This window comes from Flexithrix dorotheae DSM 6795, from assembly GCF_000379765.1.
GTDB classification, from domain to species: Bacteria; Bacteroidota; Bacteroidia; order Cytophagales; family Flammeovirgaceae; genus Flexithrix; species Flexithrix dorotheae.
Map to the genome: position 1 here is coordinate 264413 of NZ_KB903520.1, position 24651 is coordinate 289063.

Sequence of the window (24651 nt, forward strand, 5' to 3'; positions counted from 1 at the left end):
AATAACCAATAACCATATAATATAAGGAAAACAATTACACATTAAATTACCCAAAAGGTGAAAATTACTAAAAAATTATACTTAGTAATTGCTTGTTTAAGTATTATTTCCGCAAAAATACATGCCCAGGTGAAAACGGAAGTTTCTTTCTCCCTGGATAAAAAACGAGTAATTACCTCAGCCAATGTGGAAAAACTCACCCGGGAAGCTGAGGATTTTCTTGAAAGGGGATTTTCTGAAAATGCCATTCAATTTGCTGAAGAGGCTCTATTGATGAACGAAGGCCCTGACCCCTCTGAGTTCAATGCCCGTAATTTATTAACCATTGCCAGAAGTTATTTGAAAAAAGATCAAACGGGCTCTGCTTTAAAATACTTTTTGAGGGCCTCTAAAGAATATGAAAGATTATCGGATGATAAAGGTTTGTCTGATGTTTATCTGGAATTGGCCTATCTCTATAAAAAATGGGAATCCCCTAATAAGGCTTTGGAATATTTTCTTGTAGCAGAAAGTCATAAAGAAAAGTTAGGGGATGACTTAGGCCAGATTAACATTCTGGAAAATACAGGGAAAATCTATTGCGAGATGGGAAGCTATGAAAAAGCCATAGTTAATTATAGCCATTTAATGGGATTGTACTCTGCCAGAAAAGATACCACCAAAATTTTAAGAACCCTTGAAAAACTGGCCAACAGCAGCAACAAAATTCAGGATTACAATGCTTCTCTGAATTACAATCTGAAAATTCTGAATATCAACAAAACCATTAAAGATTCTGTAGGAATCGCCCATTCACTTCATGATATAGGTTATGTATATAAGGATTTAAAAAATTACAACAAATCTTTAGGAGCCTTTATGGATTTCAGAATTGTTTGTAAAGATCTTGATATGGATAATGCGCATTTTCCAGAATATACCGAAACTCTGTTAACCATTGGCCAGATTTACCAATACCTGGGTGATGAAGGAGGAGGTCCCACTAATTATAAACATGCCCTCAATTCTTATGATAAAAAACTTAGAATCAGTCAGGAAGTTGAAGATCAGGAAGGGATTGCCCGAACATATAACCAAATTGCCCTGATTTATATTAAACTCGATAATTTTACAGCGGCAATTGAATATGCCAATAAGGCTCAGGAAATAGCTAAGGAATTGGAAAACAAGGAAATTTTATACCATAGCTATTACTATTTGTATAATGCCTATACCTTCAAGAAAAAGTACAAAAAATCACTGGCTTATCATCAGCTATATTCCCAAATCAAAGATAGCTTATTGTTAGATAAGCTGGATGAACAGAAGAAATTGTTGGAAAAGGAAGAAGCCGAAAATAGAAAGCAATTCATTATCAATAAACGTGAGCAGATGATTGTGGGGCAGGAACTGGATACCCTGGAGGTGAAAAAACTCCAACTTCAGGCAGAAAAAAGGGATCAGGAGTTGGCATTGCTTTTAATTGATAAGGAATTGAAGGAGTTTGAGTTAAAAAATGAACATTTAAAAAATGAAAAAGCCAAGCAGGATATTTTATTATTGAAAAGGCAATATCAAACGGAAAAGCAGGAAAAACAAATTGCCCTATTAGAGAAAAACAGGGAAATACAAGCCTATGCACTGAAACAGCAGGAAATGGAAAAGCAGGAAAGGAAGGCTGCTTTTGCCATGCTGGAAAAGGACAAAGAGCTGAAGGAACTGGAATTGAGTAAACAGGAATCCATTAACCGATATACCATTACGGGAATCGTTCTGATTACCGTCATTCTCTGTTTGATTTTCTTTACTTATTTACAAACCCGAAAGGCCAATTCGAAACTTTCCCTCAAAAATAAGCAAATTGAAACCCAATCAAATTATTTGGAGGAAGCCTATAAGAACCTTGAGTTGCTTAGCGAAATGGGTCAAAGTATAACAGCTTCCTTATCGATTGAAAATATCATTGAATTGATTTATGAAAATGTAAACACTTTAATGGATGTTTCGGTTTTTGGTGTAGGAATCTATAATCCGGAAAGAAGCACGCTGGATTTCCCTGCTATTTTTGAGAATGGTGTCACTCAGAAGGAGGTTAAATTTAAATTAACAGAAGAGGATAATCTGGCAGTTTATTGTTTTAATCATCAGCAGGAGGTGATTCTGAAAGACTTTGAAAGGGAAGCTTCTAATTATATTTCAGGAGGGTATTTCACAGAAAAAGCGGGGATTCACCATGCCAGCTCTTTAATTTACGTTCCCCTGGTAGTGCAGTCAAAGTCTATAGGTGTGCTTACAGTGCAAAGTTTTAAGAAAAATGCCTATTCCGATTACCATATCAATATTTTAAGGAATATAGCCTTATATGCTAAAATTGCTCTTGAAAATGCCAATGCCTATAAGAAAATTGGCGATCAGAAAAAAACGCTTCAAATTGCGTATCAGAATATTAATGAGCAAAAGAGATTAATTGAAAACAAGAATAAGGAGCTTGTGGAACTCAATAAGGAAAAGAATCATCTTATTGGGATTGTAGCCCACGACTTAAGAAATCCGCTGGCCATTGCCATTAGTCTTACCAATTTCTTACAACACAATACCGGTAATTTGAAAAAAGAACAATTGGAAGGAATAAAAATTACCAGTAAGTCTCTGAACCGAATGTTTGATATGATTACAAAAATTCTTGATCTCAAATCAATTGAGTCCAAGAAGATAAATATTCAATTGCAGAGAGTTAATGTCCTGGATGTCATTAATCATGTCAATAGTACATTTGAGGAAGCTTTAAGTAAAAAACAAATTGAGCTTTCTTTTAATATACAGACGGATGATCCCTATTCTGAGGTTGACCATAATTACATCACCCAAATTTTTGAAAATCTAATATCGAACGCAATTAAGTTCTCGCCTTTTGGTAAAAAGATAGTGATAAGAGTTTATGATGTAAGGGATAAATTAAGGGTATCCATCATTGATGAGGGACCGGGAATTAATAAAGAGGACAGAAAAAAGCTTTTTGGGAAATATCAAAAACTTTCTGCCAAACCCACAGGGGGGGAGATGTCCACTGGGCTGGGCCTATCCATAGTTAAAAAGTATGTGGAACTGATGAATGGAAATGTGTGGTGTGAAAGTAATCTTGGTGCAGGAGCTGAATTCGTAGTTGAATTCAATAAGTCGAAGGCGGAGGTTTACGAATTTTAGGTTTTTCAAAAAAAGCGCAATAGTTAAGGCTAACCTATAATGGTTAGTCTTTTTTTTGTGATTGATAGATACAATCCAAATACTCATAAGATTTTAATATAAAGATTCTAGTTTTGTACCAGTTTGCAGTTTTTACCAATAAATAGCCAATTTTCGAACATCAATGAAAAGCTTTTCTTCAACAAATATTCATCAAGGAATTTTAAAGGCATTAGAAGAAAAGGGAATTTCAAACCCTACGGCCATTCAATCTAAAACAATTCCCGTGTTGTTAGCACATAAGGGAGATTTTGTAGGCAGGTCCGCCACGGGAACCGGAAAAACTTTTGCTTTTGGGATTCCTCTTTTATCCAGAATGGATACGGCTTCAGGAAAAATACAGGCAGTTGTTTTGGTACCAACCAGAGAACTTTGTGAGCAAGTAGGAAATGAACTCATTGCTTTAGGGAAATATATTCCAGGTTTAAAAATAGAAGGAATTTATGGAGGGATGTCGCTCAAAACGCAAATTCAGGAATTAAGTAATGGAGTACATATTGTAGTGGCTACTCCAGGACGATTAATGGATCTCATTCAAAGAAAAGTGGTCTATTTGTCTACCGTAAAATTCATAGTTTTTGATGAAGCAGATGAAATGCTTTTGAAAGGCTTCCAAACTGATATTGATAAAATCCTATCGAGTGCCAATCGCTCGTATTCCAGCTGGTTGTTTTCTGCTACTATGCCGGATGAAATAAATGGAATTGTAAATAAATACCTGAAGAAGGAGTTGGTAAAGGTTGGTATAGGGAAATCAAAAGAAACAAATGCGGGAATTGACCATTGGGTAATTGAACTTGCAGCCGAAGAGAAATTAAATGTTCTTCTCCATTTTTTAACAAGGTTTGGAAATCAAAAGGGAATTATTTTTTGCCGGACCAAATCTGGTGTGCAGAAATTATACAAACAATTATCCGCTAATAAATTTACCTGTGGTGCCATTCATGGGGATTTGCCCCAGGGCCTGAGAAATAAGGTAATGGAGCAATATAAAAATGACCAGATTCCTTTACTGTTGGCTACTGATGTGGCTTCTAGGGGTATGGATGTGCAGGATATAGGTTTTGTGATTCAGTATCATCTGCCGGATACAGTTGATGCTTATACCCACAGAAGTGGACGGACATCGAGAGCCGGAAAAACCGGAATCAGTCTCACTTTCGTATTCCCCGAAGAAAGGGAAAATTGGGAAAAGATCAAGAGTAACCTTAAGCTGATGGTAAAGAAAGTTCCTGTACCCAGTCCAAAAGATCAGTTAATAAACAAAGCTATTTTGTGGGCACGAAAAATTGCTAAAAATAAGCCTGTAGCCAGTGACAGGTTGGACGATTTGAGCCGTGAGGACTTTAAAAACGAACTGAGACATTTATCCAAAGATGAATTGCTGGAGAAAATTCTCGCCACTTTTTTAAGAGAACATCAAGGATGATTTTTCTTACTATTCTAAATACAAACAGAGTATCACTCCAGAAGTATTTGATGGATTGGCAACTTGCCAGCAATTATTCTCAGCAAATTATTCCTCAGCATTATTTGTTTTAAAGCTGAAAAAATAATATCCGCTTCTACACGCCTTTTTTTTGCCCAAGAAGATGCGTTTTGAAGCGCATAGCAGCATTCGCATGCTTAATTAAAAACTGTTTTCCGGCCAATTTTTCAATTAGAAAAACTGAATTAAAACTCCTTTTTATTTTTTAACTATTTCAGTATGATGAGCAGTAGTTTCCACCAGTTGATCATTTGTCATAGCTTTGCTTTTTAATCCTAAAAAGGATAACAAAATAAGTACAAAAGCAGCTTTAACTATAGTATTTAATTTATTTCTTAAAAAGTTCATGATACGTAGTTTAAATGTATTGATCAAATGTTTGATTTGATTTTACCAAACCATATACCAATGGACACAAGTTGTTGTTTTTCAGTTGTTTACAGCGGTGATTTGCTTTTTGTTGAAATGAAAAATTGTACGGTATGACACACTATTGTACATTTTCGGACATGTTTTAATAGCCCCTAAGATTGAAATAGGGGTATTCTAGGATTTTCTGTTTTCAGATTTAAGGTATTTTCGGTAGGTCTTTTTAAAACTCTTAGCTTCTTTATAGGTAGGATGTTTTTTATCTGCATTATCCAGGATTTTATCATAATATCCCATGGCAAGATCCATTTTTTCATTGGCATATGCTATTTTTCCTAAATGGCCTAAAGAGTATAAATAATAACCCGATTCTTCTTCTCCTATGGTTTCCGAATAGGCAACCGCTTTTTCAAAAAATACTGCAGCTTTATCCTCATCTTTATATTTTACCCGATAAATATGGCCCAGATAATAGGAGGCATATCTGCCACTTTTCTCTTCATAACCCACCATTTTTTTTTCTATCTTATTTAGAATGTCTTCAGAAACTACCTGCAAATCATTGTACCTTCCCATAGAATATAACATCCGGGCATAATATCGATGGAAGTAGGGGTTGTCGGGAAAAGATGTATGCAGGTATTCCGCTATTCTGAATCCCTTATGTGGTTGATTTTCTTCAAAGGAATAAATGCGCATCAGGAAGTTTTGTGCCTCCACTTTGGTGTAGAATGCTTCTTTTACCACCGTTTCAAGTTGTTCCAGTCCTAGCTCCTTATCCCCTTTGTCAAAAAACAACAGGATGGGTTTTAGCATGGGATAATTGTCCCTTATCCATACAGAATAATAGTTGAAAATTCCATCACCAAATAATATTTCCGGGCTAAGATCGGAATGCTGTTTACTATACTCCAGGTAGTTGAGCGATTTTTTTCCTGCAAAAGCTGCTTTCGTCCAGGATTTTCTGTCGGAGTAGAGCCGGCCTTTAAATCCGTAAGCTCCGGCAAGGAAAAAAGGTGCTTCAGGGTTGTTTTCATCCTTCTCAAAAATTTCCTCGGCAAAGTAAATAGCGGTGTCCATATAGGCCAGAAATTTATCATCATACTGGGTATTGCTGGTATTTGGCTGGATTTTCCACCATTCTATAAGGCCAAGAAGAAAGTAGGGGAGTGGGTGCCGGGGATAGTGTTTCCTCAGCCAGTTAAACTGACTTGCAGCTCTGTCAAACTTGAAATTATAAAGATCATTTACACCAGAAGTACATTCTATCTGGATCGTCATATTGGTTAATAGAATTTTGACACTATCCAGACTTGGTAATCGCTGAGCATGAGCTTGGTATGAAAAAAGAATAAGAAGAAAAAATACTACTTTTATTTTCATTAATAAAACTGATTATCAACCCACTTGTAAAACCATCGGTAAATTTTTACCTGAAAGACGAAAAAATAAACTTTAAATTATGATTAAAAAAACTGATTCCACATACCAACCTAAAAAAATAAAAAAATGTTCTTCTGATTGAGTTTGAATGGCTGAAATTTTATGAATCAATAAACATTATAGTCATCTTTGATATTATCTAAAATAATTCCGTATTCAAAACCTCTTGAAACTGCAAAATGAATTAACTTACTTTTTTTTGCTGGAGAATCTATAGGCTCAAGCGATTTCCGTTTTTTTTCAATTACCTGAAGAAGAATTCTATGATATTCTTCTTCATCAATTTCTTCTAAAACAGTACTAATCAGATACTGCGAAACTTGTTTTTGTTGTAAAGCTGCTTTTATTTTTATTTTTCCCCAACTTTTGCCGTATAATTTTCCCCTCACAAATTCTTTACAAAACCTTTCTTCATTTAAATAGTTTTCCTCCTCCAATTTGCTGATTATGGATTCAGTAAAATCATCCTGCAGTACGAACTTGTTTAGTTTTTGTCTTACCTCAGCTTTACACCTCTCCTGATAAGCACAAAAAGAGGCGGCTTTCTGGAAAGCTTCGGCAAAAGATAATTCAGTACTTTTTTTCATTAATTTTTCACTACTTTAAATTCAATCCTTCTATTTTTTGCCTTGTTAGTTTCAGATGTATTTTCTTCCACAGGCTTCGATTCCCCATAACCTTCTGTGGCTATTCTTTCATCAGAAATACCGGCTTTAGTCAGGTATTCCTTTACAGAATTGGCTCGGTTTAGAGAAAGGGTTTTGTTTTTATCATCTGAACCTACATTGTCGGTATGTCCGCCTATTTCAATTTTCAGTTCATCATTGTCACTCATGAATTTCACTAATTTATCCAGCTCGGTTTTGGATTCGGGTAATAAAGCATATGAACCGGATTCAAAGAAGATATTATTTAGGGTAACAATTGAGCCTTCATCAATAGGGTCAAGATAAATGTCTAATTCAATGACTTTACTTTCTGAACCTTTTTTATAATCAAAGGATAAACTTTTGTATAAATATCCTGATCGGTCTACGTGAAGTGCATATTTTGATCCTTCAGTAAGTGCAATAAGGTAGTTGCCATATTTTTCATCGGATTCTACTGCGGAAATGAGGTGGTCAGAATCAACATTTGTGAGTTTAATTTGTGCGTTTAGTGGCTTTTTAGTTACGGCATCAAATACTTTTCCTGCCACAACATCACTGATTTTGGAAGGTCTGATTTCCTCCGGAAAATCAAAGGACGTTAAAACACTGGAAATAATCACACCACTTTCATAGTCTTCATTGCTATAAAAAGCTTTGGTACCATCCGCAGTGATAAATAATCCCACCTGATCTCTGAAATCATTTATCGGGTAGCCCAGGTTTTCAGGTGTTTCCCATTCTTTTTCATTTTTGAGTTCGGTTTTGTAGAAATCATATCCTCCATAGCCCAAATAGCCTTCAGAAGAAAAGAAAAGTGTTTTGCCATTGGCATGAATAAAGGGAGCTATTTCATCTCTTTTGGTATTTACAGTGGGACCCAGGTTTTCAGGTTCAGTCCATTCATTTTTTTCATTCAATTTAGTCATCCAAATATCATTTCCTCCTATTCCACCTGGCCTGTCTGATACGAAATAGAGGGTTCTGCCATCTGCAGAAAGAGCAGGTTGAGATTCCCAAGATCTTCTATTTATTTTTCCACCCATATTTTTGGGGGTAGACCACTCATCTCCGGATTTATGACTTATAAAAAGATCGCATAAACCATATACTTTTCTCTCTTTTGTTTCTCCACATGCGGTGAAAATCAGTGTTTTCCCATCTCCGGAAATGGTACAGGTTCCTTCCTGGGCGTTGGTGTTGATTTCTTTAATGGGTTTAGGTTCACCCCATTTTCCATTTTCATTGGTGCTGATGTATAAGTTTTCGATTTTGTTTTGTCTTCCAATGAAAACCATCGAGGAATTATCTGCGGTAAGTACAGGGAAATATTGATATGGGAATTTATTGACTACATCCCCCAGAGAAACCGGTTTAAAATCGTGTGGATTTTTCATGCCTTCAATGGCAAATTCCCCTATTTCTATAATCCTGTTGGCTTCATCCACATCTCTTTGGTATCTGGCACTGGAATTATAAGTGAGGTATTTTTTTGCATAGTCCACTGCCACTTTATAATTCCCTTCTCTTAATTCAAATTCGGCTACCCTTATATAAGAGTATTTAAATTTTTGGTCATCAGGTTTAAGTTCAGCAGCTTTTTGAAGATGGACCCTGGCATTTCTCAAGTCTCTTAAGATAAAGTAATTGTATCCAAGATCCAGATGGGCTTCAGCAAACTTTGGATCTATTTCTACAGCTTTTTTTAAGGCAGAAATAGATTTTTCAAAATCCCTGGACTTCTTTAGTTCCTGAGAGCTTTTGTAAAGTTTAAGGGCTTTTTTTGATTTAGTAGTTTGGGCAAATACCTGTGATTGGAATGTGAAATTTATCAGTAGTGCAAAAAAAATAAATCTTTTAATCATCATTTATATGTTAGGAACTTGTGAAAGAGACTGGAAAAAAATGGAAACCCAGTCGCAACTAATTGACAATGAGATGAATAATCTCAGGGTCATTTTAATAACTGTTTAAGGGAATTAACGCAAAAATAAAGCTATAATTAAGTAAGTATCCTTTCTTTTTAAGTGGTACGAGAAAATAATTTCCTTTTAATTTGCCACCCGATGTTGCTTTCTAAAAATTGATATTGAAGTGAAGTTACTCAATATTAAAATAGTACTGTTACTTAAATTTGAAAAAGTATAAAATCAATTCCCACTTATAAAATTATAAAGAAATGAGATAGTTAACTACATAAATACATGCTATAGTTTTCTGTTTTAATGAATATAACTAGCTGATATAGTGTTTTTTGAATATAAACATTCTAACAATTGCCAATATAAAACGACCTATGAAAGATAATGCAAAGCAGATAAAAGGAGAACAATTAGAAAAAGATTTTGCCAGATTTATGAATGCGCTTCCAGGTTATAAAGTTTTGGGAAGAAGGCAGTTTTTTAAAGGTACGATTGCCAAAAGAAATTATGAAATTGACATTGTAGCAGAAAATTACCTTTTTAAAATTAAGCGGTTTTATGTTATTTATCTTTCCCTTTTGGCTATTTTGCTTCTATTGCATTCTCTCAGTTTTATTGACCTTTTTGGTTCGGCCGGAGTAATCTTTTCTAAAGTTATTCCCGAAATTTCTTTCACCGGGACAATTCTTTGCCTGGTGATCATTTCATTAATTCCTTTTCTGCTCAGAAAATATTATCCAACTTTAATTTTTATAGAGTCCAAAAACCTGAGTACCAAAGTAAAACGCGACCATATGAACAAGTTTATCAATAATGTAAAAGACATTGTTCATAAAAAAGGCATAAAAAAAAGTTACCGATTGGTCTTTGTCTCCTATTTAGGATACGATAAAGATGCCCTTCAATTTGCCCGGCACCATAAAGTAGAATGTTGGAAAGGCTCGGGGAAAAAGTTTCATAAAATACGCTAAGATTCAATTTTGAAAAGGTAAATCAGGACTGAATACTTTTGTTTACCTGTTGGCCAAGCATGGAGCTGAATTGTGTGTAAACATGGTAAACAGTTTTGTACTGGTTTACTATTTCTTCCTTTTTTTCTTTTCGTACCTCTGCCTCTTCCAATAATAACCTTTTCCGTTCTTCCTCTCTTAAAACCCCTGATTGTTTGTCGGTATCGTTTAAAAGTGCATATTTAGTTTTAAGGTTTTCCAGCTTTAGCAATTTATACATGGTCAGTCTTTCCATCACCTGGGTTTCTTTCCTAAGTAATTTTCCTGTTTCAATTAATTCTTTATCCAGGATTACCACACTTAGGTTGTCAAGAGTGGCATTAAAATCAGATCTGTATTTGTTGCAATTTTTTTTGATTTCCTCAAAATACTTGCCTTCAGCAGAAATAGAAGGCAGGTAGATGTTTTTCAGGTAATTTATCCATTTCGAATAGGAAGTATTCAATTCCAGCAAACCATCCAGAATAAAGGTATTCCTGGTGAACAGGTTTTTATTATAGTTGGAAAGGTGGGCTTTTAAATCCTGCATTTCCCTGATGTGGTCTTTTTTGGAGGCATTAGTCTCCTCCACAAGTTCGGATTTAAATTTATCCAACTGTTTTGTGAAGTTCAGTTTTATACCTTCCATTCCTCCATTTATTTGCTCAAAATCCACCCTGGAAGGCAGCTTTTTAATTTTCTTTTTTAGAATGAGTATGTAAATGAAAGTGAGAAGGGCTATTATTAAACTTAGCAGAGAAAATAGAACAGCCAATTTAGCTTTGTCCCACAAGTATGAAGAAATTAGTTCAGCAAATGAATCGTCCATGTCTGGTTTATTTTATTAAAGTTGGGTGGAAATTATTCTCCAGATTTCACCACAATCGAATGATTGTAAGTAAATTGAATCGTCCCTGGACCCAATTTTGTTGGTTTTCTTGATGAAATTAATGGAAGTTTTTGAGTACTCAAAATATTATCAAAGAATAACTTTGCTGAAATAAATCAGATATAAAAATCTGAATGTAGATGTACCTAAATTCATCTTGTATTCGTATTGGTATAAGTTTTCAAATCATTTAATTTATGCACTTTAGAGGAGCTGTTTTTTTTATTTTCATCGCATTATTTTTATCCGGAAGTCAGCACTTTTCACCAGTAAATTCCAGCAAACCCTTTTCCTATTACAAACAAGGGGAAAAATTAGTTTATAAAGCAAGATATGGCTTTTTTGATGCCGGTGTGGCTGTGCTGGATTTTGAGAAAAATGTTTCAAGTGTTCATGAAGAACCTTGTTTTAAGGTGAGTATTAAGGCTCAGACTACAGGAGCCTCAGCTTTTATCACGACCATTAACAATTCCTGGATTTCCTATATGGATACCCTTGAATTAAAACCTAAAAAGTTTGTTAGAAATATTCAGGAAAATAGTTACAGAAAAGATGAAGTCTCAGAGTTTAATTATGAGACGCTTGAAGTAGCTGTTTCTACAAAAGAAGGTGAAAATAAATATGCCGTGGAGAATTATGAGATTCCGGGAAATATTCAGGATATCATAAGCAGCTTTTACCAGATCAGAAGTATCGACTTTGGAAAGTTGAAAAAGAATTCCACCTTCGATCAGAATATTTTTGTGAAGGATAAGGTTTACCCGGTAAAAATTCAATTCCTGGGAAAGGAAACCATAGAAACTAAATTTGGAAAAGTAAAGACTTATATTATTTCCCCGGTTATTCCATCAAATCCGCTATTCGAGGGTAATAATCCAATTAAAGCATGGATTTCAAATGATATCAATCATGTGTTAGTGAAAGCTGAGGCAGATTTGATTGTTGGCGAAGTTACACTCACTTTAGATAATTTCCGGGGATTAAATGGAGATTTAAACCAAAAGAAATAATTCTGGTAAAAAAAATGAGCCACAAAATTTTTTCAATTACTTGTGGCTCAATGTTAACTACTAATTTTTGAACAACCTCTTTAACTCTTAATTGAGGTTTTACCTGAAATCATCAGGAAGCAAGAATTTTCTCTATTTTTGAAAGCTCATCGCTTGTGAATGAAGTATTTTCCAGACATGCAAGACTGTTTTCTAATTGACTTACAGAACTTGCCCCAATTAAAACTGTGGTAATTCTTTTGTCTTTCAAAATCCAGCTTAAAGCCATTTGAGCCATAGACTGTCCTCTGTTTTGGGCTATATCATTAAGTTTGGAAACCGCCTGGATTTTTTCCTCGGTAATGTCATTTTCTTGTAAAAATACTGATCTTGTGGCTCTTGATCCCTCCGGAATTCCTTTAAGGTATCGGTTCGTGAGTAAGCCTTGTTCCAGCGGAGAAAAGGGAATACAACCTACTCCATTCTTTTCCAATACATCAAGTAAACCGTCTTCCACCCACCTGTCCATCATATTGTATCTTGGCTGATGAATTAAACAACTTGTACCAAGGTCGTTTAATATGTCAATGGCCTTTTGGGTTTGTTCAGCAGTATAATTGGAAAGACCTACATAAAGTGCTTTTCCCTGTCTTACAATCTGATCAAGGGCTCCCATAGTTTCTTCCAAAGGAGTATTTGGATCTGGCCGGTGGGAATAAAAAATGTCTACATAATCAAGTCCCATCCTTTTCAGGCTTTGGTCAAGGCTGGAAATCAGATATTTTTTAGATCCCCATTCTCCATAAGGTCCATCCCACATTCTGTAGCCGGCTTTACTCGAAATAATTAGTTCATCTCGGTATGGGTGCAGGTCTTGTTTTAGCATTTTTCCAAAGTTTTCTTCTGCAGAACCCGGAGGTGGACCGTAATTATTGGCCAAATCAAAATGTGTAACGCCCAGATCGAAAGCTCTGGTTATTATGGATCTTCCATTTTCATAAGTATCTACTCCTCCGAAGTTATGCCAAAGACCGAGGGAAACACCAGGTAATAATAAACCACTTTTCCCACATCTTTTATATTCCATTTTATCATATCTGGAGGAGGCTGCTTTGTAATTCATCAATAGTTTTTTGTGAGTGAAAAATGAATGTTCAATTTAATGCATCAGCAATGATAATACAAAATTTAGTGTGGATGAATAATTCTTAATAAACTGTTCATAGAATAAATCAGCTATTATACCTTTCGATTCAATTGGATTCTTATATTTGGGTGAATTAAATATACTTAACCATGACATCAAAAAAGAACACTCAAATTATTTTCAATAAGCGACCAGTCGGTGTGCCGGATAAAGATTGTTTTAGAATTGAAGAAACAGACATTCCCGAACTTTTGGAAGGACAGGTTTTAGTTGAAGTCCATTATTTATCGGTTGATCCATATATGAGGGGAAGGATGAATGATCGTAAATCTTATATAGCCCCATTTCAGGTAGGAGAGGTTTTAACAGGTGGTGCAGTAGGAAAAATCGTTGCATCAAAAGACCAGGCATTGAAGGAAGGAGATTATGTAATGGGAATGATGGGATGGGAAAACTTTGCTGCGGTTGCTGCTAAAGGTTTAACCAAAGTAAACCCTGACCTTGCTCCAATAAGCACTTCTTTGGGGATTTTGGGAATGCCCGGCCTTACCGCATATTTTGGACTTTTAGAAATTGGAAAACCTAAGGAAAAGGAAACGGTGGTTGTTTCCGGTGCTGCTGGAGCGGTAGGGACTATTGTAGGCCAGATTGCCAAAATTAAAGGTTGCAGGGTAGTAGGAATAGCCGGATCTGATGAAAAAATTGATTACCTGAAAAATGAACTTGGATTCGATGAAGGAATCAATTACAAAACTTCTCAGAACCTAAGAGCTGACCTTAAGGCAGCATGTCCCAATGGAGTTGATGTTTATTTTGAAAATGTAGGTGGAGAAATATCTGATGCGGTTATTACACTGATTAACAATCATGCGCGAATTCCTTTATGTGGGCAGATTGCGGATTATAATTCAACGGAAATGCCTGTAGGACCCAGGTGGCAAAGTTACTTGTTAACCAGAATGGCGCTTTTACAGGGATTTTTAGTCGGTCAGTTTTCCGATAAATATGGGGAAGGCATAAAGCAATTGGCTGCCTGGCTGAAGGAAGGGAAATTAAAAAATAAGGAAAATATTGTGGAGGGAATTGAGCAAACTCCTGATGCATTTCTGGGATTATTCAAGGGTGAAAATATTGGAAAACAACTCGTGAAAATTAAATAAAAATTACCTTTTACAATCAGTTATTAATGCTACTTCAAATGTTAAAATTCAGGAGTCCCATCCTGCTTTTTTTGTTGTTTTTTGTATTCGGATTTCAACATTTTACAAATGCACAGGGCTTACCTTCCGGAAGTGGAGGAGTAAAATCAGATAGGGATTTTAGTTTTGTTCCTATTCCATATATCAATTATAGTCGGTCTGTGGGGTTTTCTATGGGAGCCATCCCTATGGCTATGTACAATCTCAGTAAAAAGGATACCATTTCACCCTCCTCAATATCTGGTTTAATTGGTATGTATACCACAAATGATTCCTGGTTTTTAATGGGTTTCAATCGGTTTTACCTTAAAGAGGATACATGGAGGGTAACCGCAGCCGGAGGTTTAGGATCAATTAATTTTCAGTTTTTCCTTGACGCACCCATTGGAGGTTATATCGATTACAATACTCAGGCAGACTTTGTTTTCCTGGAGGTTCAAAGAAAAATTAAAGGGAAATTATATGGGGGAGTCCATTATGTTTACACCAAATTTAATTCTGCTTTGAAGGAGGGGCCAGAAGGCTCCAAAAAGACTACTCAAAATGGGGTGGGTTTCAAGTTTTCGTTTGATAAAAGAAATGATGTTTATTACCCCACCTCCGGAATGATTTCAGAAATAGACTGGAATTCTTATCCCAGCTTTTTAAGTAACGATTCTCATGCTAATAAAGTAGAAATTTCTCATAATCAATATTGGAAAATAAAGGATAGGAGGGATGTACTGGCGGCTCGGTTTTATACAGGGTTTGGTATTGGGGATTTGGTATTTGAGCAACAATTTATAGTGGGCAGAGAAGATATTAGAGGATATTCCCAGGGTAAATTTAGAGGAAATGGCATGATAGCTTTACAAGGAGAATACAGATTTAATTTTCATGAAAAACTTGGTGCTGTAGGCTTTTTCGGGTTGGCAAGTGTTTTTGATGGAATAAATGAAGTGGATAATGAAACAATTTTACCCGGATTTGGTTGCGGACTGAGATACCTTGTCTTTCCAAAAAATAAAATGAATGCCGGGATTGATATTGCAAAAGGAAAGGATGATTGGGGGTTTTATTTTAGAGTTGGAGAAGCTTTTTAATGTTTTTTTTCTGTTAGTTGTGTGTGTTATACCAGTTTTTTTGAATTTCAGAACCAAGTTTTTTTTAACTATAAATGGAAGTAACAGAGTTTTTTCAAAAACTTTTTGATACCTCTGATTTTCCTGCAAGGTGGCATTGTGGAAAATGGAGTGATTTTCATGGATGGCTTTATATAGGCAGTAACCTGGCAATTTGGGCTTCATATTTTGCCATACCCTTGCTGATGGTAAAAGTGATCGCTCAGCGAAAGGATTTGCCTTTTCGAAAAATATTCTTACTGTTTGTTGCCTTTATCCTCTTTTGTGGAACTACTCATTTTATCGATGCCTTAATTTTTTGGGTGCCTGTTTACCGTTTTAATGCACTGTTTTTGTCGGGTACGGCAATTGTTTCATGGGCCACTGCCTTTTACCTGTATAAAGTGATGCCTAAAGCCTTTGCCCTTAAAACTCCAACGGAGCTGGAAAGGGTAGTGCTTGAGAAAACTGAAGAATTAAAGGAAGCATACAAAAAGCTGGAAGAAAGAGAAAGACAGTTTAAGGCGCTTGTCAATAATAATCCTGATATCATTGGGCATTTGGGAAGTGATCTTAAACTAAAGTTTATTAATGATTCGGTAAAAAAAATATCTGGGAAAGATTCCAAGCACTATATTGGAAAATCGTTGATGGATTTGGAATATCCCACGAAAATGAAGGTAAATTATAGCAATGTAGTGGAAATGGCCATCAGGAATAAATCCATTGAAACTTATGAATCCGAAGACTGGTCTCCTGATCAGGGAAGAGAATACTTTAAGATTTCGATTGTTCCTATTATTAATGGAGAACAGGAGGTGAAAGATGTTCTTACTGTGGCCAGAAATATTACCCCTCTGAAAATTGCCGAATTTCAACTGAAAGAAAAAATAAGTCAGTTGGAGGTGCTTTCAAGGAACATAGAAAACAAAAAAAATCGGCTGGAAAGTTTTGCTTATATCGTTTCTCATAACCTGAGGTCTCCTTTGGCCACCCTTGAAGCAATTGCTGAATTAAGGAAAATTTCCACCTCAGAGGAAGAGCAAAAACTCTATCAACAAAAATCAGAGGAGCTCATTGCCAAATTATCTCAAACTGTATCTGATCTTACAGAAATTATTAAAATTAATCTGGAACAGGATGTAAAGAAGGAAGTCAATAATTTTGAACATGTCTTACTCAATTTAAGAGATTTACTTTCGGTACAGTTGAAAGAAAGTAATGCAGAAATTATAGCTGATTTTAGCAAATGTTCATCTATTTATTATCCCAAAGCTTATTTGGAAAGTATCCTTCAGAATTTAATTACTAATGCTATAAAATACCGGCCAAATGATAGAAACCCTGTAATTAAATTAACCACCAAAGCTACTTCTAAAGGCGTTATGCTTACTTGCCAGGATAATGGGTTAGGAATTGACCTGGAGAAATACGGGGATAAAATTTTCCAGCTTCATAAAACTTTCCATGGGAATAAAGATGCGAGAGGGGTGGGGTTATTCATTACCAGAAATCAAATTGAATCTTTTGGCGGAGAAATAAAAGTTGAAAGTAAAGTGGAGGAAGGTACTAAATTTTTTATTTACTTTGGGGAAGAGTCAATTCCAAAGACTTAAAGTGTACTACTTATTTTTACTAAATTGATAAATGAAAATGATGATCTCCCCACGGAAAATGGGCTTCCCAATTTTTTACCTTATTTTTTGTTTTTTTTTCCCCTCACTTACTTTTGCACAGCAGCCTAACTTTGTAATCATCATTGGAGATGACATTAGCTGGAATGATTACGGATGTTACGGAAATACTGCAATAAGAACCCCCGAAGTTGATCAACTGGCAAGTGGTGGAATTGCCTTCACCAATACCTTTCTTACAGCAAGTTCATGTAGTCCCAGTAGATGCAGTATCATGTCAGGGCGATACCCCCATAATACCGGAGCGGCAGAATTACATACACCTTTACCTGAAGGTATGCCTACAATTGCCGGAGAATTGAAAAAAGGTGGATATTATACGGCTGCTGCCGGAAAATGGCATATGGGAGAAAATATTAAACCTGATTTCGACAGAATTGAAGGCCCAGGGAATTCTGGAGGAGAAGGCACCTGGTTGCCGGTTTTACAGGAAAGACCAAAAGATAAACCATTTTTTATGTGGCTGGCATCTTTGGATGCGCATAGAATATGGCATGCCGATGATTGGGGAGAACCTCACAAACCTGAAAATGTCATTGTTCCGGGATACCTTGCTGATACTCCTGAAACCCGCCAGGATTTGGCCTCTTATTACAATGAAGTTTCCAGGATGGATTTCTATGTAGGGGAAGTGAAAAAGGAATTGGAAAAACAGGGTGTATTAGACAACACCATAATAATTGTAATGGCCGATAATGGCATGCCATTTCCAAGAAGTAAAACCAGGGTTTACGACAGTGGAATGAAAACGCCATTTGTGGTTTTCTGGCCCAAGGGAATTAGCCCTAAAGGTGTAAAATCCAATTCCTTAATAAGTGTAATTGATATTGCTCCGACATTTGTAGAACTTGCTGGATTGAAATCTCCCGATTCATTTCAGGGAAAAAGTTTTGCAGAAGTTCTTAAAAAACCTGATAAAGAATTCAGGCGATTTGTTTTCTCTGAACACAATTGGCACGATTACGAATCCCATGAAAGGATGGTAAGATCGAAGGATTTTTTATATGTTTTAAATTCCCGACCTCAATTTCCCAATGGAGGACCTGCAGATTCTAAATCCAGTCCTGCCCAACATGCATTAAATGACTTGAGGGACAAAGGATTATTGTCCCCGGCTCAGGCTGATGTTTTTATTACACCTAGGCCATTTGAAGAATTATTTGATGTAAACCGGGACCCGAACCAATTCAATAATATTGCCTCATTGGAAGAATATCAGGAAGTGCTGAAAGATTACAGGTTTATTCTCAATGAATGGAGGGTGTTGACAAAAGACAATACTCCCGGGGAATTAACCAAAGATGGGTTTGACAGGGAAACTGGACGATTGCTCGAAAATGTTCCTAAATTTAATGAAGTGCCCAGGGGGGAAATGCCCGGGGTAAAATCAGGAGGATTGGAGTCTAATGCCAAACCGGGGTTTTAAGATTTTGAAAATGGGTGTTGAATGATTTAACACCCGTTTTTTTATTATCTCATAAAATTATAAGAATGGTAACCAACTACCCTGTCGCCACGGCTGCCATATCCTCTGTAATAAACAATTACATCATATTCATTTTCCGTTTGGGAATGGCTTCCTTCAAAATAAACCTCATTTCTTGCCTTACTTTTAGGGTCCAGTAAGGTGTACATATAATCATACCTTCCCTGTTTAAGCAGTATGTTTCCGGTATATCCTCCCAGCCCTCTTGAATATTCCAGCCTGTTTTCATCAGTGAGTTGGTAGTTGTTAAATCCACCAATTACATAAACCTGTTTGCCGGGTACTTCATCCGACAGCATGGTGAAATTGACAAAAGCATAATCCCCTTCAGTTCCTCCACGGCCAGTTTCTCTGTTAATGGTAAAAAAACGTCCGTTATAGTCCGGATTCACATTTTGTGAATTGTATACAAATCCTTTTCTGGTTTTTTCCGGATATAACTGGACTTTATTTATTTGTGGGTTTCTCAAAACAGTTTTTACCCCAAAACCTGAAAAGTTAAAACTAAAATCGAAAAACCTGAATTCATTTAAACCTTCAAAAGTATTTTCTTCATTAAAATATTGATAATCAAGTACTTTTTGAAATTCTTTCACAAACAGGGGTTTTAAATCGGTAATGGCATTGTCCCAACGATAGTTTTGTCTAAGTACTACCTTTACATTTTCCTGCGGCATTTCCAATGGGAAATTTCCATAACTTACATTAAATTTTACCTGCTGAAACCGTCTGGCTTCGGCTCCTCCTACGTACTCTTCTACAGTAATTCCTACACCCACAAAATCTTCATATACAATAAACCTTTTGGAAAGAATGAGGTCTTTATCATCTGTTCCCCGGTAAACGACCAGCAAATAATTTCCGGATTTTTTTACCTGTGGTAACTGAAACATATAGTGGACATAAGGTAATTTGGTATTTAAGGAATACTCAAAATTTAAGATATTGAACTCATTATATTGAAATAAATATTCAGCTGAATTGTACTGAGAGGGCGACCAGTCGAAATTACAATGGATGAGTTTTACTTTATAATCATCAGTATCATCTGTAATATCATCAAATTCCAAAACCAATGAAGAAATATTACTTATGGGTACAATGGCCGGAATCAATTTGTCTCCCGACAGGGCAATTCTGGGATATAAAACAACCGACCTGATGTAATTCTCATAAACAAAGTCATCATAAATCAGCGTTTTTTCAACTGGTTTTTCCAATACATCATATAAATCCTGACCTTGTGAAAATTGTATTGTAATAAATAAAGTAAACAGCAGAAGATTAAAGCGAAGAATCATTAATTTGTTTTTAGCAAAAACACCATTTATTATTAAGGGAATGATGTTTATAGTGTTTTGAATATTTAATTGGAAACTTAATGAAATTTATTCAATGATTTGAAAAAAAATAAATATATTCAAATTTGACACAACTAATTGGGAATGAGATGATATTCCTCAAAATTCAATTATACCCAGTAATTCCCAATATGATAAAAAAGCTGTTCCAACAGGAGCTTCATTTTTGCAACCCTGAATCGCGATTTATCCAAGGTTTCTACTGAAGATCTTGCTGAGAAAAAGTGGTTTTTATGGTTCATTGGAGAATACTGAATTATACCTGTACTTAACTCGAAAAATAAACAACTTAATCAATAACAGCAAAAATGGACAAGTCGGAGATCGATCCAAAAATTCTGGATCAATTAGAAAAGCTTAGGCAGAAGTATGATGTGATGGGGCAGGATCTTTCGTCCTATCTGGATGGATTGCTTTATGCCAATTATTTAAATTATTGGGATTACATTCATCTGGATACACTTTTGAGCTTGCAAAATCCCAAAACAGATTTTCCCGATGAAAATATTTTCATTATTTATCATCAGATGACGGAGCTTAATTTTAAGCTGGTACTTCTGGAAATGGAGCAAATTGCCAATAAACCTCAGATTAAGGAAGAATTTTTTGTGGCAAGGTTGCAAAGAGTCAACAGATATTTCCAAATGCTGACTAATTCATTTGATATCATGGTGGATGGGATGGATAAAGATCAGTTTTTGAAATTTCGGATGTCTCTATTGCCCTCAAGTGGTTTTCAGTCCGCTCAATACAGAATGATCGAAATTTGTGCTACCGATTTTAAAAATCTGGTTTCAAAAGAATTTAGAGATGAACTAACTCCGGCCACTCCAGTGGAAGAAATGTACAAAAACATTTACTGGAAACAGGGAGCTACTGAATTAGCTACAGGAAAGAAAACGCTTACACTTAAAAAGTTTGAGGAGAAATATTCTAAGGAATTAATTGAATTAGCAGCTAAATACAGGGGATGTAATTTATGGGCCATCTACAAAAACCATTTTTTTCATTCCGACCGGAAAGAAGAAATAATTAAAGAATTGAGAAAATTCGATATTCTGGTGAATGTAAACTGGCCACTTTCTCACTTCAAGTCGGCAGTCAGGTATTTACAGAAAGATCCTGAGGTAATTTCGGCTACTGGTGGAACTAATTGGCAAAAATACCTGCCGCCAAGATTTCAGTTGAGGATTTTTTACCCTGAATTGTGGTCCAAGGAAGAATTGAAAAATTGGGGAAAAAAATTTGTAGTTATGGAGGATCTAAATTGAAAAAAGCCGCATTGAGCGGCTTTTTTATTTTTTTTTAGAGGGCAAAAATTATTTTACTTCACTCACCTGTATAGTATTTTCTTCATACTTGGATGGGCATTTCATCAGAATTTCACTGGCCACAAACTTTCCATCCAGATAACGGCCAATCACTACTACTTTTTCAGATTTTTCAAAGTCTTTCATGGACGCAGGAGGCTGATAGCAAACCACTTCCTGTTCCTCATTATTATCATCAATTAATAAAAAAGATAAATAATTTGCATCAATCTGAGGCTGGTAATTTACCCCAATTACATTTTGGTTTTGATCTTTCTTTAGTTCTCCAATCACATGGATTTTATTGGAATTCCCGGATTCTGCCATTTCTCTGGCTTGTTCAAAATTGACATACTGGCTGGCATCACCAGCGGTAGATATTATAATGGCGATTGCAATGGCAATAACTCCAATTCCGAATAGGTGTATTTTCTTCATGTTGTTTTATTCTTTTTTTGAATTAAACTGATTGCCCAAAAATCAGCTTTTTTGTAATTCTTTTTCTTTTGCAATTGATTCGGTTAGGTCCTCCAGCTTTTTTACCTTTTTATCTAACATAATCAGGTACACCAAAATTCCTGAAATAATAGAAACTATGGTTGCTACTACAATATAAATTTTCCCATTGGCTCTCATTTCATCAGCCATATCCACATCACTGTTGGCATAATCCTTTTCTGATACTTTATATTTTTCCTGGGCTACAACATCAAATGAATTAGTCAGGGAAATCGAAATCCCTATCAGTATAATGGTTAATAACTTTTTTATAAACATTTCACTTAAATTATGAGGTAAGTACCAGGCCATTTTCAATATTGAGTAAATTTATCTCAGTATTAATTTGTCGTGGCACATTTGAATATATTTAATTTTGTCTAATTACTTAAAAGTTCCAATTATAGATAAATATCTAAGTCTTCCAGTTTCTGCTGTGCCATCCTTAATCTGGCTCTAACATTTACAATCCAGCCACCCAGCATAATCCAGGCAATAACTGCAGGATAAAAGACTAGTCTTAATTTAGAATCCAAATCGTAAGCATTAAAACCCGGATTTCCTCCATTCCCCGGATGTAAAGAATCTGTAAGCCTTGGAAGAATGAAAATTAAGGGAATAAAAGTAGCATAGGCAAAAATATTGTAAATTGCGCTTATTCTGTTGCGTTGGGATTCATCCTGAAAAAGCCCTCTTAGTATGGAATAGGCAAAGTATATTAATAACCCTACAGCGGCTGCATTCTGTTTAGGGTCTCCACTCCAGTATGAACCCCAGGTAAATTGCGCCCAAACCATGCCCGAAATCATACCTAATATGCCAAATAAAATACCTACATTGGCACACTCTACAGCAAGAATGTCATATTTGGAAAGTGGATTTTGAAGGTATTTTACAGAGTAAAAAACTGAAGCGCCAAGAATTACGGTCATTCCAAACCACATTGGAACATGGAAATAAAGATTTCTAACCGTTTCATTCAGGATATTCAATCGGGGAACCTCGAATAACAAGCCTCCAATAACGGTGAAAAGCAGTAAAATTACCGTAATTAGCTTCCAGTAAAACCCTTTTATCTGTTTCATTCTTCTTTATTTTTTTAGCCCTCTTATCTGCCTTTTTGATAATCTATTAACTCCTCCAAAGGTAAGGAAATAATATTATTGAAACTGTCAGGATAATAGTATTTATGGCAAAAATTGTAATGATTTCATCATAGCTCACATTTCTTTGCAGGCCGTCCATGGCATTTTTTGACACCTTTATCAGCATCAACAGCATTGGAATAATTACAGGCAGCCCAAGTACTGACATCAATGTGGAACTGTTGGTGGATTTTGAGGCAATTCCCGATATCATAGTGAAGGTAGAGGAAAATCCTAAAGCCCCTAAAAACAAATTGACTATAAATAAAAAATGATCCTGAACCGGATTACCCAAAACCAGAGAGAAAACAAATAAACCTGCAAAAGAAATGAACAACATTAAAAGGCTGTTGTAAATAATTTTGGAAACAATAATGGCTTCTGGGCTTACCAGTTGGTAATAAAAAAAATGCCTTCCATCCCTTTCCTGTTGAAAACTTTTAGAAACAGCATTGAGTGCTCCAAAAAGGAGAATAATCCAGAAAAGGGCATTCCAGGTAATTCCATCAGGAATTCTTAAATTAAAACTCAGATAGCAGACGAATACTGTACTGACCACATATAGGATGATTCCGTTAATGGCATATTTTTGCCGCCATTCCAGTACAAACTCTTTTCTTACCAGTGTAGTTACCTCCGAAAAAAAACTCGACATTATTTCTTTTTCCCTTATGATCAAACAGAAACTTCAGCTTTGATATGCGGATGAGGATCGTATCCAACTAGTTTAAAATCTTCATATTTAAAGCTAAATATATCCTTTATGTCAGGATTTATTTCCATTTTAGGCAACGGTCGGAAATCTCTGGTAAGTTGCAATTCAGCCTGTTCAAAGTGATTGTTATACAAGTGTGCATCTCCAAAGGTATGGATAAATTCTCCCGGTTTTAATTCACACACCTGAGCCACCATCATCGTAAGCAGGGCATAGGAGGCAATATTGAAAGGAACCCCCAGGAATACATCCGCACTTCGCTGGTACAACTGGCAGGAAAGTTTACCATTAGCTACATAAAACTGAAAAAGAGCATGGCAGGGTGGAAGTGCCATATTAGGAATATCCGGAACATTCCAGGCACTTACTATTAATCTTCGTGAATTAGGATTGGTTTTTATCTGCTCTATCAGGTTGGTGATCTGATCGTGAATTTTTCCATCTTCCCCTTTCCATTTTCTCCACTGAGAACCATATACAGGCCCTAACTCACCATTTTCATCTGCCCATTCATCCCAGATTCTTACTTTATTTTCTTTTAAATATTTAATATTGGTTTCACCCATCAGAAACCAAAGCAATTCATGAATAATAGACCTTAGGTGTAATTTTTTTGTAGTCAGCACTGGAAAACCTTCTGCCAAATCAAATCGCATTTGGTATCCAAAAATGCTTTTTGTCCCAGTTCCTGTCCGGTCTCCTTTTTCCACACCATTCTCTAAAATGGTTCTTAACAAATCATGATACTGCTTCATCTAAATTCCTGTTGTATAAAAGTCTAAAACGCCCATTTTCAAACCAGGAGCATTTTTTAAATATGGCTTCAAAAATAAGCTCTAATGCCAATATCCCAAAGTAAATAGACGGATAACTCAAAAGGTTTATAAAAGGGAGGTTTTGATTTTGGTAAAGGGAGAGAAATGAAAGATGGAACAGCTAAAAATCAAAAAAGTCAGTACCGATAAAATCAGTACCGACTCCAATTGAATCCAATCATATAAGCTCAAGAGAATTCAGTGAGCGAACTCTCTCTCACT

General features: G+C 35.7%; 21 protein-coding genes. 9 read left to right on the forward strand and 12 right to left on the reverse strand.

All coding sequences use genetic code 11. The features are described 5' to 3' along the window. Window positions 1-57: 57 nt before the first annotated feature. Both A3EM_RS0140650 and A3EM_RS45265 read left to right on the forward strand, forming a co-directional pair. Window positions 58-3183, forward strand: coding sequence for an ATP-binding protein (locus tag A3EM_RS0140650; protein WP_020533988.1), 3126 nt, complete (start codon window positions 58-60; stop codon window positions 3181-3183). Between the two features lie 163 nt (window positions 3184-3346). After that, a complete protein-coding gene (locus A3EM_RS45265) occupies window positions 3347-4651 on the forward strand; it encodes a DEAD/DEAH box helicase (protein ID WP_020533989.1) in 1305 nt (434 codons plus the stop codon). 258 nt (window positions 4652-4909) lie between these two features. On the opposite strand, the gene A3EM_RS47940 is transcribed toward A3EM_RS45265, so the two are convergent. The 4 genes from A3EM_RS47940 to A3EM_RS0140685 form a co-directional block, all read right to left on the reverse strand. Continuing rightward, window positions 4910-5059, reverse strand: a complete 150-nt coding sequence (locus A3EM_RS47940; RefSeq protein WP_020533991.1) for a hypothetical protein — start codon at window positions 5057-5059, stop codon at window positions 4910-4912. 198 nt (window positions 5060-5257) lie between these two features. Beyond that, complete coding sequence (locus tag A3EM_RS0140670) at window positions 5258-6361, reverse strand: tetratricopeptide repeat protein (protein ID WP_211212049.1); 1104 nt, start codon at window positions 6359-6361, stop codon at window positions 5258-5260. Window positions 6362-6630: 269 nt separating this feature from the next. Further along, window positions 6631-7110 carry a regulatory protein RecX gene (locus A3EM_RS0140680; protein WP_020533994.1) on the reverse strand — a complete coding sequence of 160 codons (480 nt, stop codon included), beginning with the start codon at window positions 7108-7110 and terminating at the stop codon, window positions 6631-6633. After that, a complete protein-coding gene (locus A3EM_RS0140685; RefSeq protein WP_020533995.1) occupies window positions 7110-9038 on the reverse strand; it encodes an OmpA family protein in 1929 nt (642 codons plus the stop codon). The genes A3EM_RS0140680 and A3EM_RS0140685 overlap by 1 nt, the downstream gene beginning before the upstream one ends. A 428-nt stretch (window positions 9039-9466) precedes the next feature. Between A3EM_RS0140685 and A3EM_RS0140690 the strand changes: the two genes are divergently transcribed. After that, a complete protein-coding gene (locus A3EM_RS0140690) occupies window positions 9467-10063 on the forward strand; it encodes a hypothetical protein (RefSeq protein ID WP_020533996.1) in 597 nt (198 codons plus the stop codon). Between the two features lie 22 nt (window positions 10064-10085). Here the strand turns inward: A3EM_RS0140690 and A3EM_RS0140695 are convergent, their stop codons facing one another. Beyond that, the gene (locus tag A3EM_RS0140695; RefSeq protein ID WP_020533997.1) at window positions 10086-10910 is read right to left on the reverse strand and encodes a hypothetical protein; all 825 of its coding nucleotides are present in this window, start codon (window positions 10908-10910) and stop codon (window positions 10086-10088) included. Between the two features lie 257 nt (window positions 10911-11167). Between A3EM_RS0140695 and A3EM_RS0140700 the strand changes: the two genes are divergently transcribed. Then, the gene (locus A3EM_RS0140700; RefSeq protein ID WP_020533998.1) at window positions 11168-11980 is read left to right on the forward strand and encodes a DUF3108 domain-containing protein; all 813 of its coding nucleotides are present in this window, start codon (window positions 11168-11170) and stop codon (window positions 11978-11980) included. Window positions 11981-12092: 112 nt separating this feature from the next. On the opposite strand, the gene mgrA is transcribed toward A3EM_RS0140700, so the two are convergent. Then, complete coding sequence (mgrA, locus tag A3EM_RS0140705; RefSeq protein ID WP_020533999.1) at window positions 12093-13082, reverse strand: L-glyceraldehyde 3-phosphate reductase; 990 nt, start codon at window positions 13080-13082, stop codon at window positions 12093-12095. A gap of 173 nt (window positions 13083-13255) precedes the next feature. On the opposite strand from mgrA, the gene A3EM_RS0140710 reads away from it, so the two are divergent. From A3EM_RS0140710 to A3EM_RS0140725, 4 genes are all read left to right on the forward strand, one after another. After that, window positions 13256-14266, forward strand: coding sequence for an NADP-dependent oxidoreductase (locus A3EM_RS0140710; protein WP_020534000.1), 1011 nt, complete (start codon window positions 13256-13258; stop codon window positions 14264-14266). 38 nt (window positions 14267-14304) lie between these two features. After that, a complete protein-coding gene (locus A3EM_RS0140715) occupies window positions 14305-15387 on the forward strand; it encodes a BamA/TamA family outer membrane protein (RefSeq protein ID WP_020534001.1) in 1083 nt (360 codons plus the stop codon). A gap of 74 nt (window positions 15388-15461) precedes the next feature. After that, the gene (locus A3EM_RS46830; RefSeq protein WP_020534002.1) at window positions 15462-17021 is read left to right on the forward strand and encodes a sensor histidine kinase; all 1560 of its coding nucleotides are present in this window, start codon (window positions 15462-15464) and stop codon (window positions 17019-17021) included. Window positions 17022-17058: 37 nt separating this feature from the next. Continuing rightward, a complete protein-coding gene (locus A3EM_RS0140725; protein WP_245576604.1) occupies window positions 17059-18525 on the forward strand; it encodes a sulfatase family protein in 1467 nt (488 codons plus the stop codon). 44 nt (window positions 18526-18569) lie between these two features. Here A3EM_RS0140725 and A3EM_RS0140730 read toward each other — a convergent pair whose 3' ends face one another. Then, a complete protein-coding gene (locus A3EM_RS0140730; protein WP_020534004.1) occupies window positions 18570-19886 on the reverse strand; it encodes a type IX secretion system plug protein in 1317 nt (438 codons plus the stop codon). Between the two features lie 368 nt (window positions 19887-20254). Between A3EM_RS0140730 and A3EM_RS0140740 the strand changes: the two genes are divergently transcribed. Further along, window positions 20255-21217: a tryptophan 2,3-dioxygenase family protein gene (locus tag A3EM_RS0140740; protein ID WP_020534006.1), complete on the forward strand. Its 963-nt coding sequence runs from the start codon at window positions 20255-20257 to the stop codon at window positions 21215-21217. Between the two features lie 48 nt (window positions 21218-21265). On the opposite strand, the gene A3EM_RS0140745 is transcribed toward A3EM_RS0140740, so the two are convergent. The 5 genes from A3EM_RS0140745 to A3EM_RS0140765 form a co-directional block, all read right to left on the reverse strand. After that, the gene (locus A3EM_RS0140745) at window positions 21266-21694 is read right to left on the reverse strand and encodes a cytochrome c maturation protein CcmE domain-containing protein (protein ID WP_020534007.1); all 429 of its coding nucleotides are present in this window, start codon (window positions 21692-21694) and stop codon (window positions 21266-21268) included. 42 nt (window positions 21695-21736) lie between these two features. Continuing rightward, window positions 21737-22066, reverse strand: a complete 330-nt coding sequence (locus A3EM_RS0140750; protein ID WP_020534008.1) for a CcmD family protein — start codon at window positions 22064-22066, stop codon at window positions 21737-21739. An 89-nt stretch (window positions 22067-22155) separates the two neighbouring features. Then, window positions 22156-22839: a cytochrome c biogenesis protein CcsA gene (gene ccsA / locus A3EM_RS0140755; RefSeq protein ID WP_020534009.1), complete on the reverse strand. Its 684-nt coding sequence runs from the start codon at window positions 22837-22839 to the stop codon at window positions 22156-22158. Between the two features lie 46 nt (window positions 22840-22885). After that, entirely contained in the window at window positions 22886-23554 is a 669-nt protein-coding gene (locus tag A3EM_RS0140760) for a heme exporter protein CcmB (RefSeq protein ID WP_020534010.1), read from the reverse strand. A gap of 20 nt (window positions 23555-23574) precedes the next feature. Next, window positions 23575-24369 carry a thymidylate synthase gene (locus A3EM_RS0140765; RefSeq protein WP_020534011.1) on the reverse strand — a complete coding sequence of 265 codons (795 nt, stop codon included), beginning with the start codon at window positions 24367-24369 and terminating at the stop codon, window positions 23575-23577. Window positions 24370-24651: the final 282 nt, after the last annotated feature.

Excerpts from the sequence above, each read along its gene's own strand:
- A3EM_RS0140670 (WP_211212049.1), bottom strand. The coding sequence starts at position 6,361 with ATGACGATCCAGATAGAATGTACTTCTGGTGTAAATGATCTTTATAAT.
- A3EM_RS0140710 (WP_020534000.1), top strand. The coding sequence starts at position 13,256 with ATGACATCAAAAAAGAACACTCAAATTATTTTCAATAAGCGACCAGTC.
- A3EM_RS0140690 (WP_020533996.1), top strand. The coding sequence starts at position 9,467 with ATGAAAGATAATGCAAAGCAGATAAAAGGAGAACAATTAGAAAAAGAT.
- A3EM_RS0140680 (WP_020533994.1), bottom strand. The coding sequence starts at position 7,110 with ATGAAAAAAAGTACTGAATTATCTTTTGCCGAAGCTTTCCAGAAAGCC.
- A3EM_RS0140760 (WP_020534010.1), bottom strand. The coding sequence starts at position 23,554 with ATGTCGAGTTTTTTTTCGGAGGTAACTACACTGGTAAGAAAAGAGTTT.
- A3EM_RS0140695 (WP_020533997.1), bottom strand. The coding sequence starts at position 10,910 with ATGGACGATTCATTTGCTGAACTAATTTCTTCATACTTGTGGGACAAA.
- A3EM_RS0140700 (WP_020533998.1), top strand. The coding sequence starts at position 11,168 with ATGCACTTTAGAGGAGCTGTTTTTTTTATTTTCATCGCATTATTTTTA.
- A3EM_RS0140715 (WP_020534001.1), top strand. The coding sequence starts at position 14,305 with ATGTTAAAATTCAGGAGTCCCATCCTGCTTTTTTTGTTGTTTTTTGTA.
- A3EM_RS46830 (WP_020534002.1), top strand. The coding sequence starts at position 15,462 with ATGGAAGTAACAGAGTTTTTTCAAAAACTTTTTGATACCTCTGATTTT.
- A3EM_RS0140765 (WP_020534011.1), bottom strand. The coding sequence starts at position 24,369 with ATGAAGCAGTATCATGATTTGTTAAGAACCATTTTAGAGAATGGTGTG.
- A3EM_RS0140740 (WP_020534006.1), top strand. The coding sequence starts at position 20,255 with ATGGACAAGTCGGAGATCGATCCAAAAATTCTGGATCAATTAGAAAAG.
- ccsA (WP_020534009.1), bottom strand. The coding sequence starts at position 22,839 with ATGAAACAGATAAAAGGGTTTTACTGGAAGCTAATTACGGTAATTTTA.
- A3EM_RS45265 (WP_020533989.1), top strand. The coding sequence starts at position 3,347 with ATGAAAAGCTTTTCTTCAACAAATATTCATCAAGGAATTTTAAAGGCA.
- A3EM_RS0140685 (WP_020533995.1), bottom strand. The coding sequence starts at position 9,038 with ATGATGATTAAAAGATTTATTTTTTTTGCACTACTGATAAATTTCACA.
- A3EM_RS0140750 (WP_020534008.1), bottom strand. The coding sequence starts at position 22,066 with ATGGCCTGGTACTTACCTCATAATTTAAGTGAAATGTTTATAAAAAAG.
- A3EM_RS0140745 (WP_020534007.1), bottom strand. The coding sequence starts at position 21,694 with ATGAAGAAAATACACCTATTCGGAATTGGAGTTATTGCCATTGCAATC.
- A3EM_RS0140725 (WP_245576604.1), top strand. The coding sequence starts at position 17,059 with ATGATGATCTCCCCACGGAAAATGGGCTTCCCAATTTTTTACCTTATT.
- A3EM_RS0140730 (WP_020534004.1), bottom strand. The coding sequence starts at position 19,886 with ATGATTCTTCGCTTTAATCTTCTGCTGTTTACTTTATTTATTACAATA.
- mgrA (WP_020533999.1), bottom strand. The coding sequence starts at position 13,082 with ATGAATTACAAAGCAGCCTCCTCCAGATATGATAAAATGGAATATAAA.
- A3EM_RS47940 (WP_020533991.1), bottom strand. The coding sequence starts at position 5,059 with ATGAACTTTTTAAGAAATAAATTAAATACTATAGTTAAAGCTGCTTTT.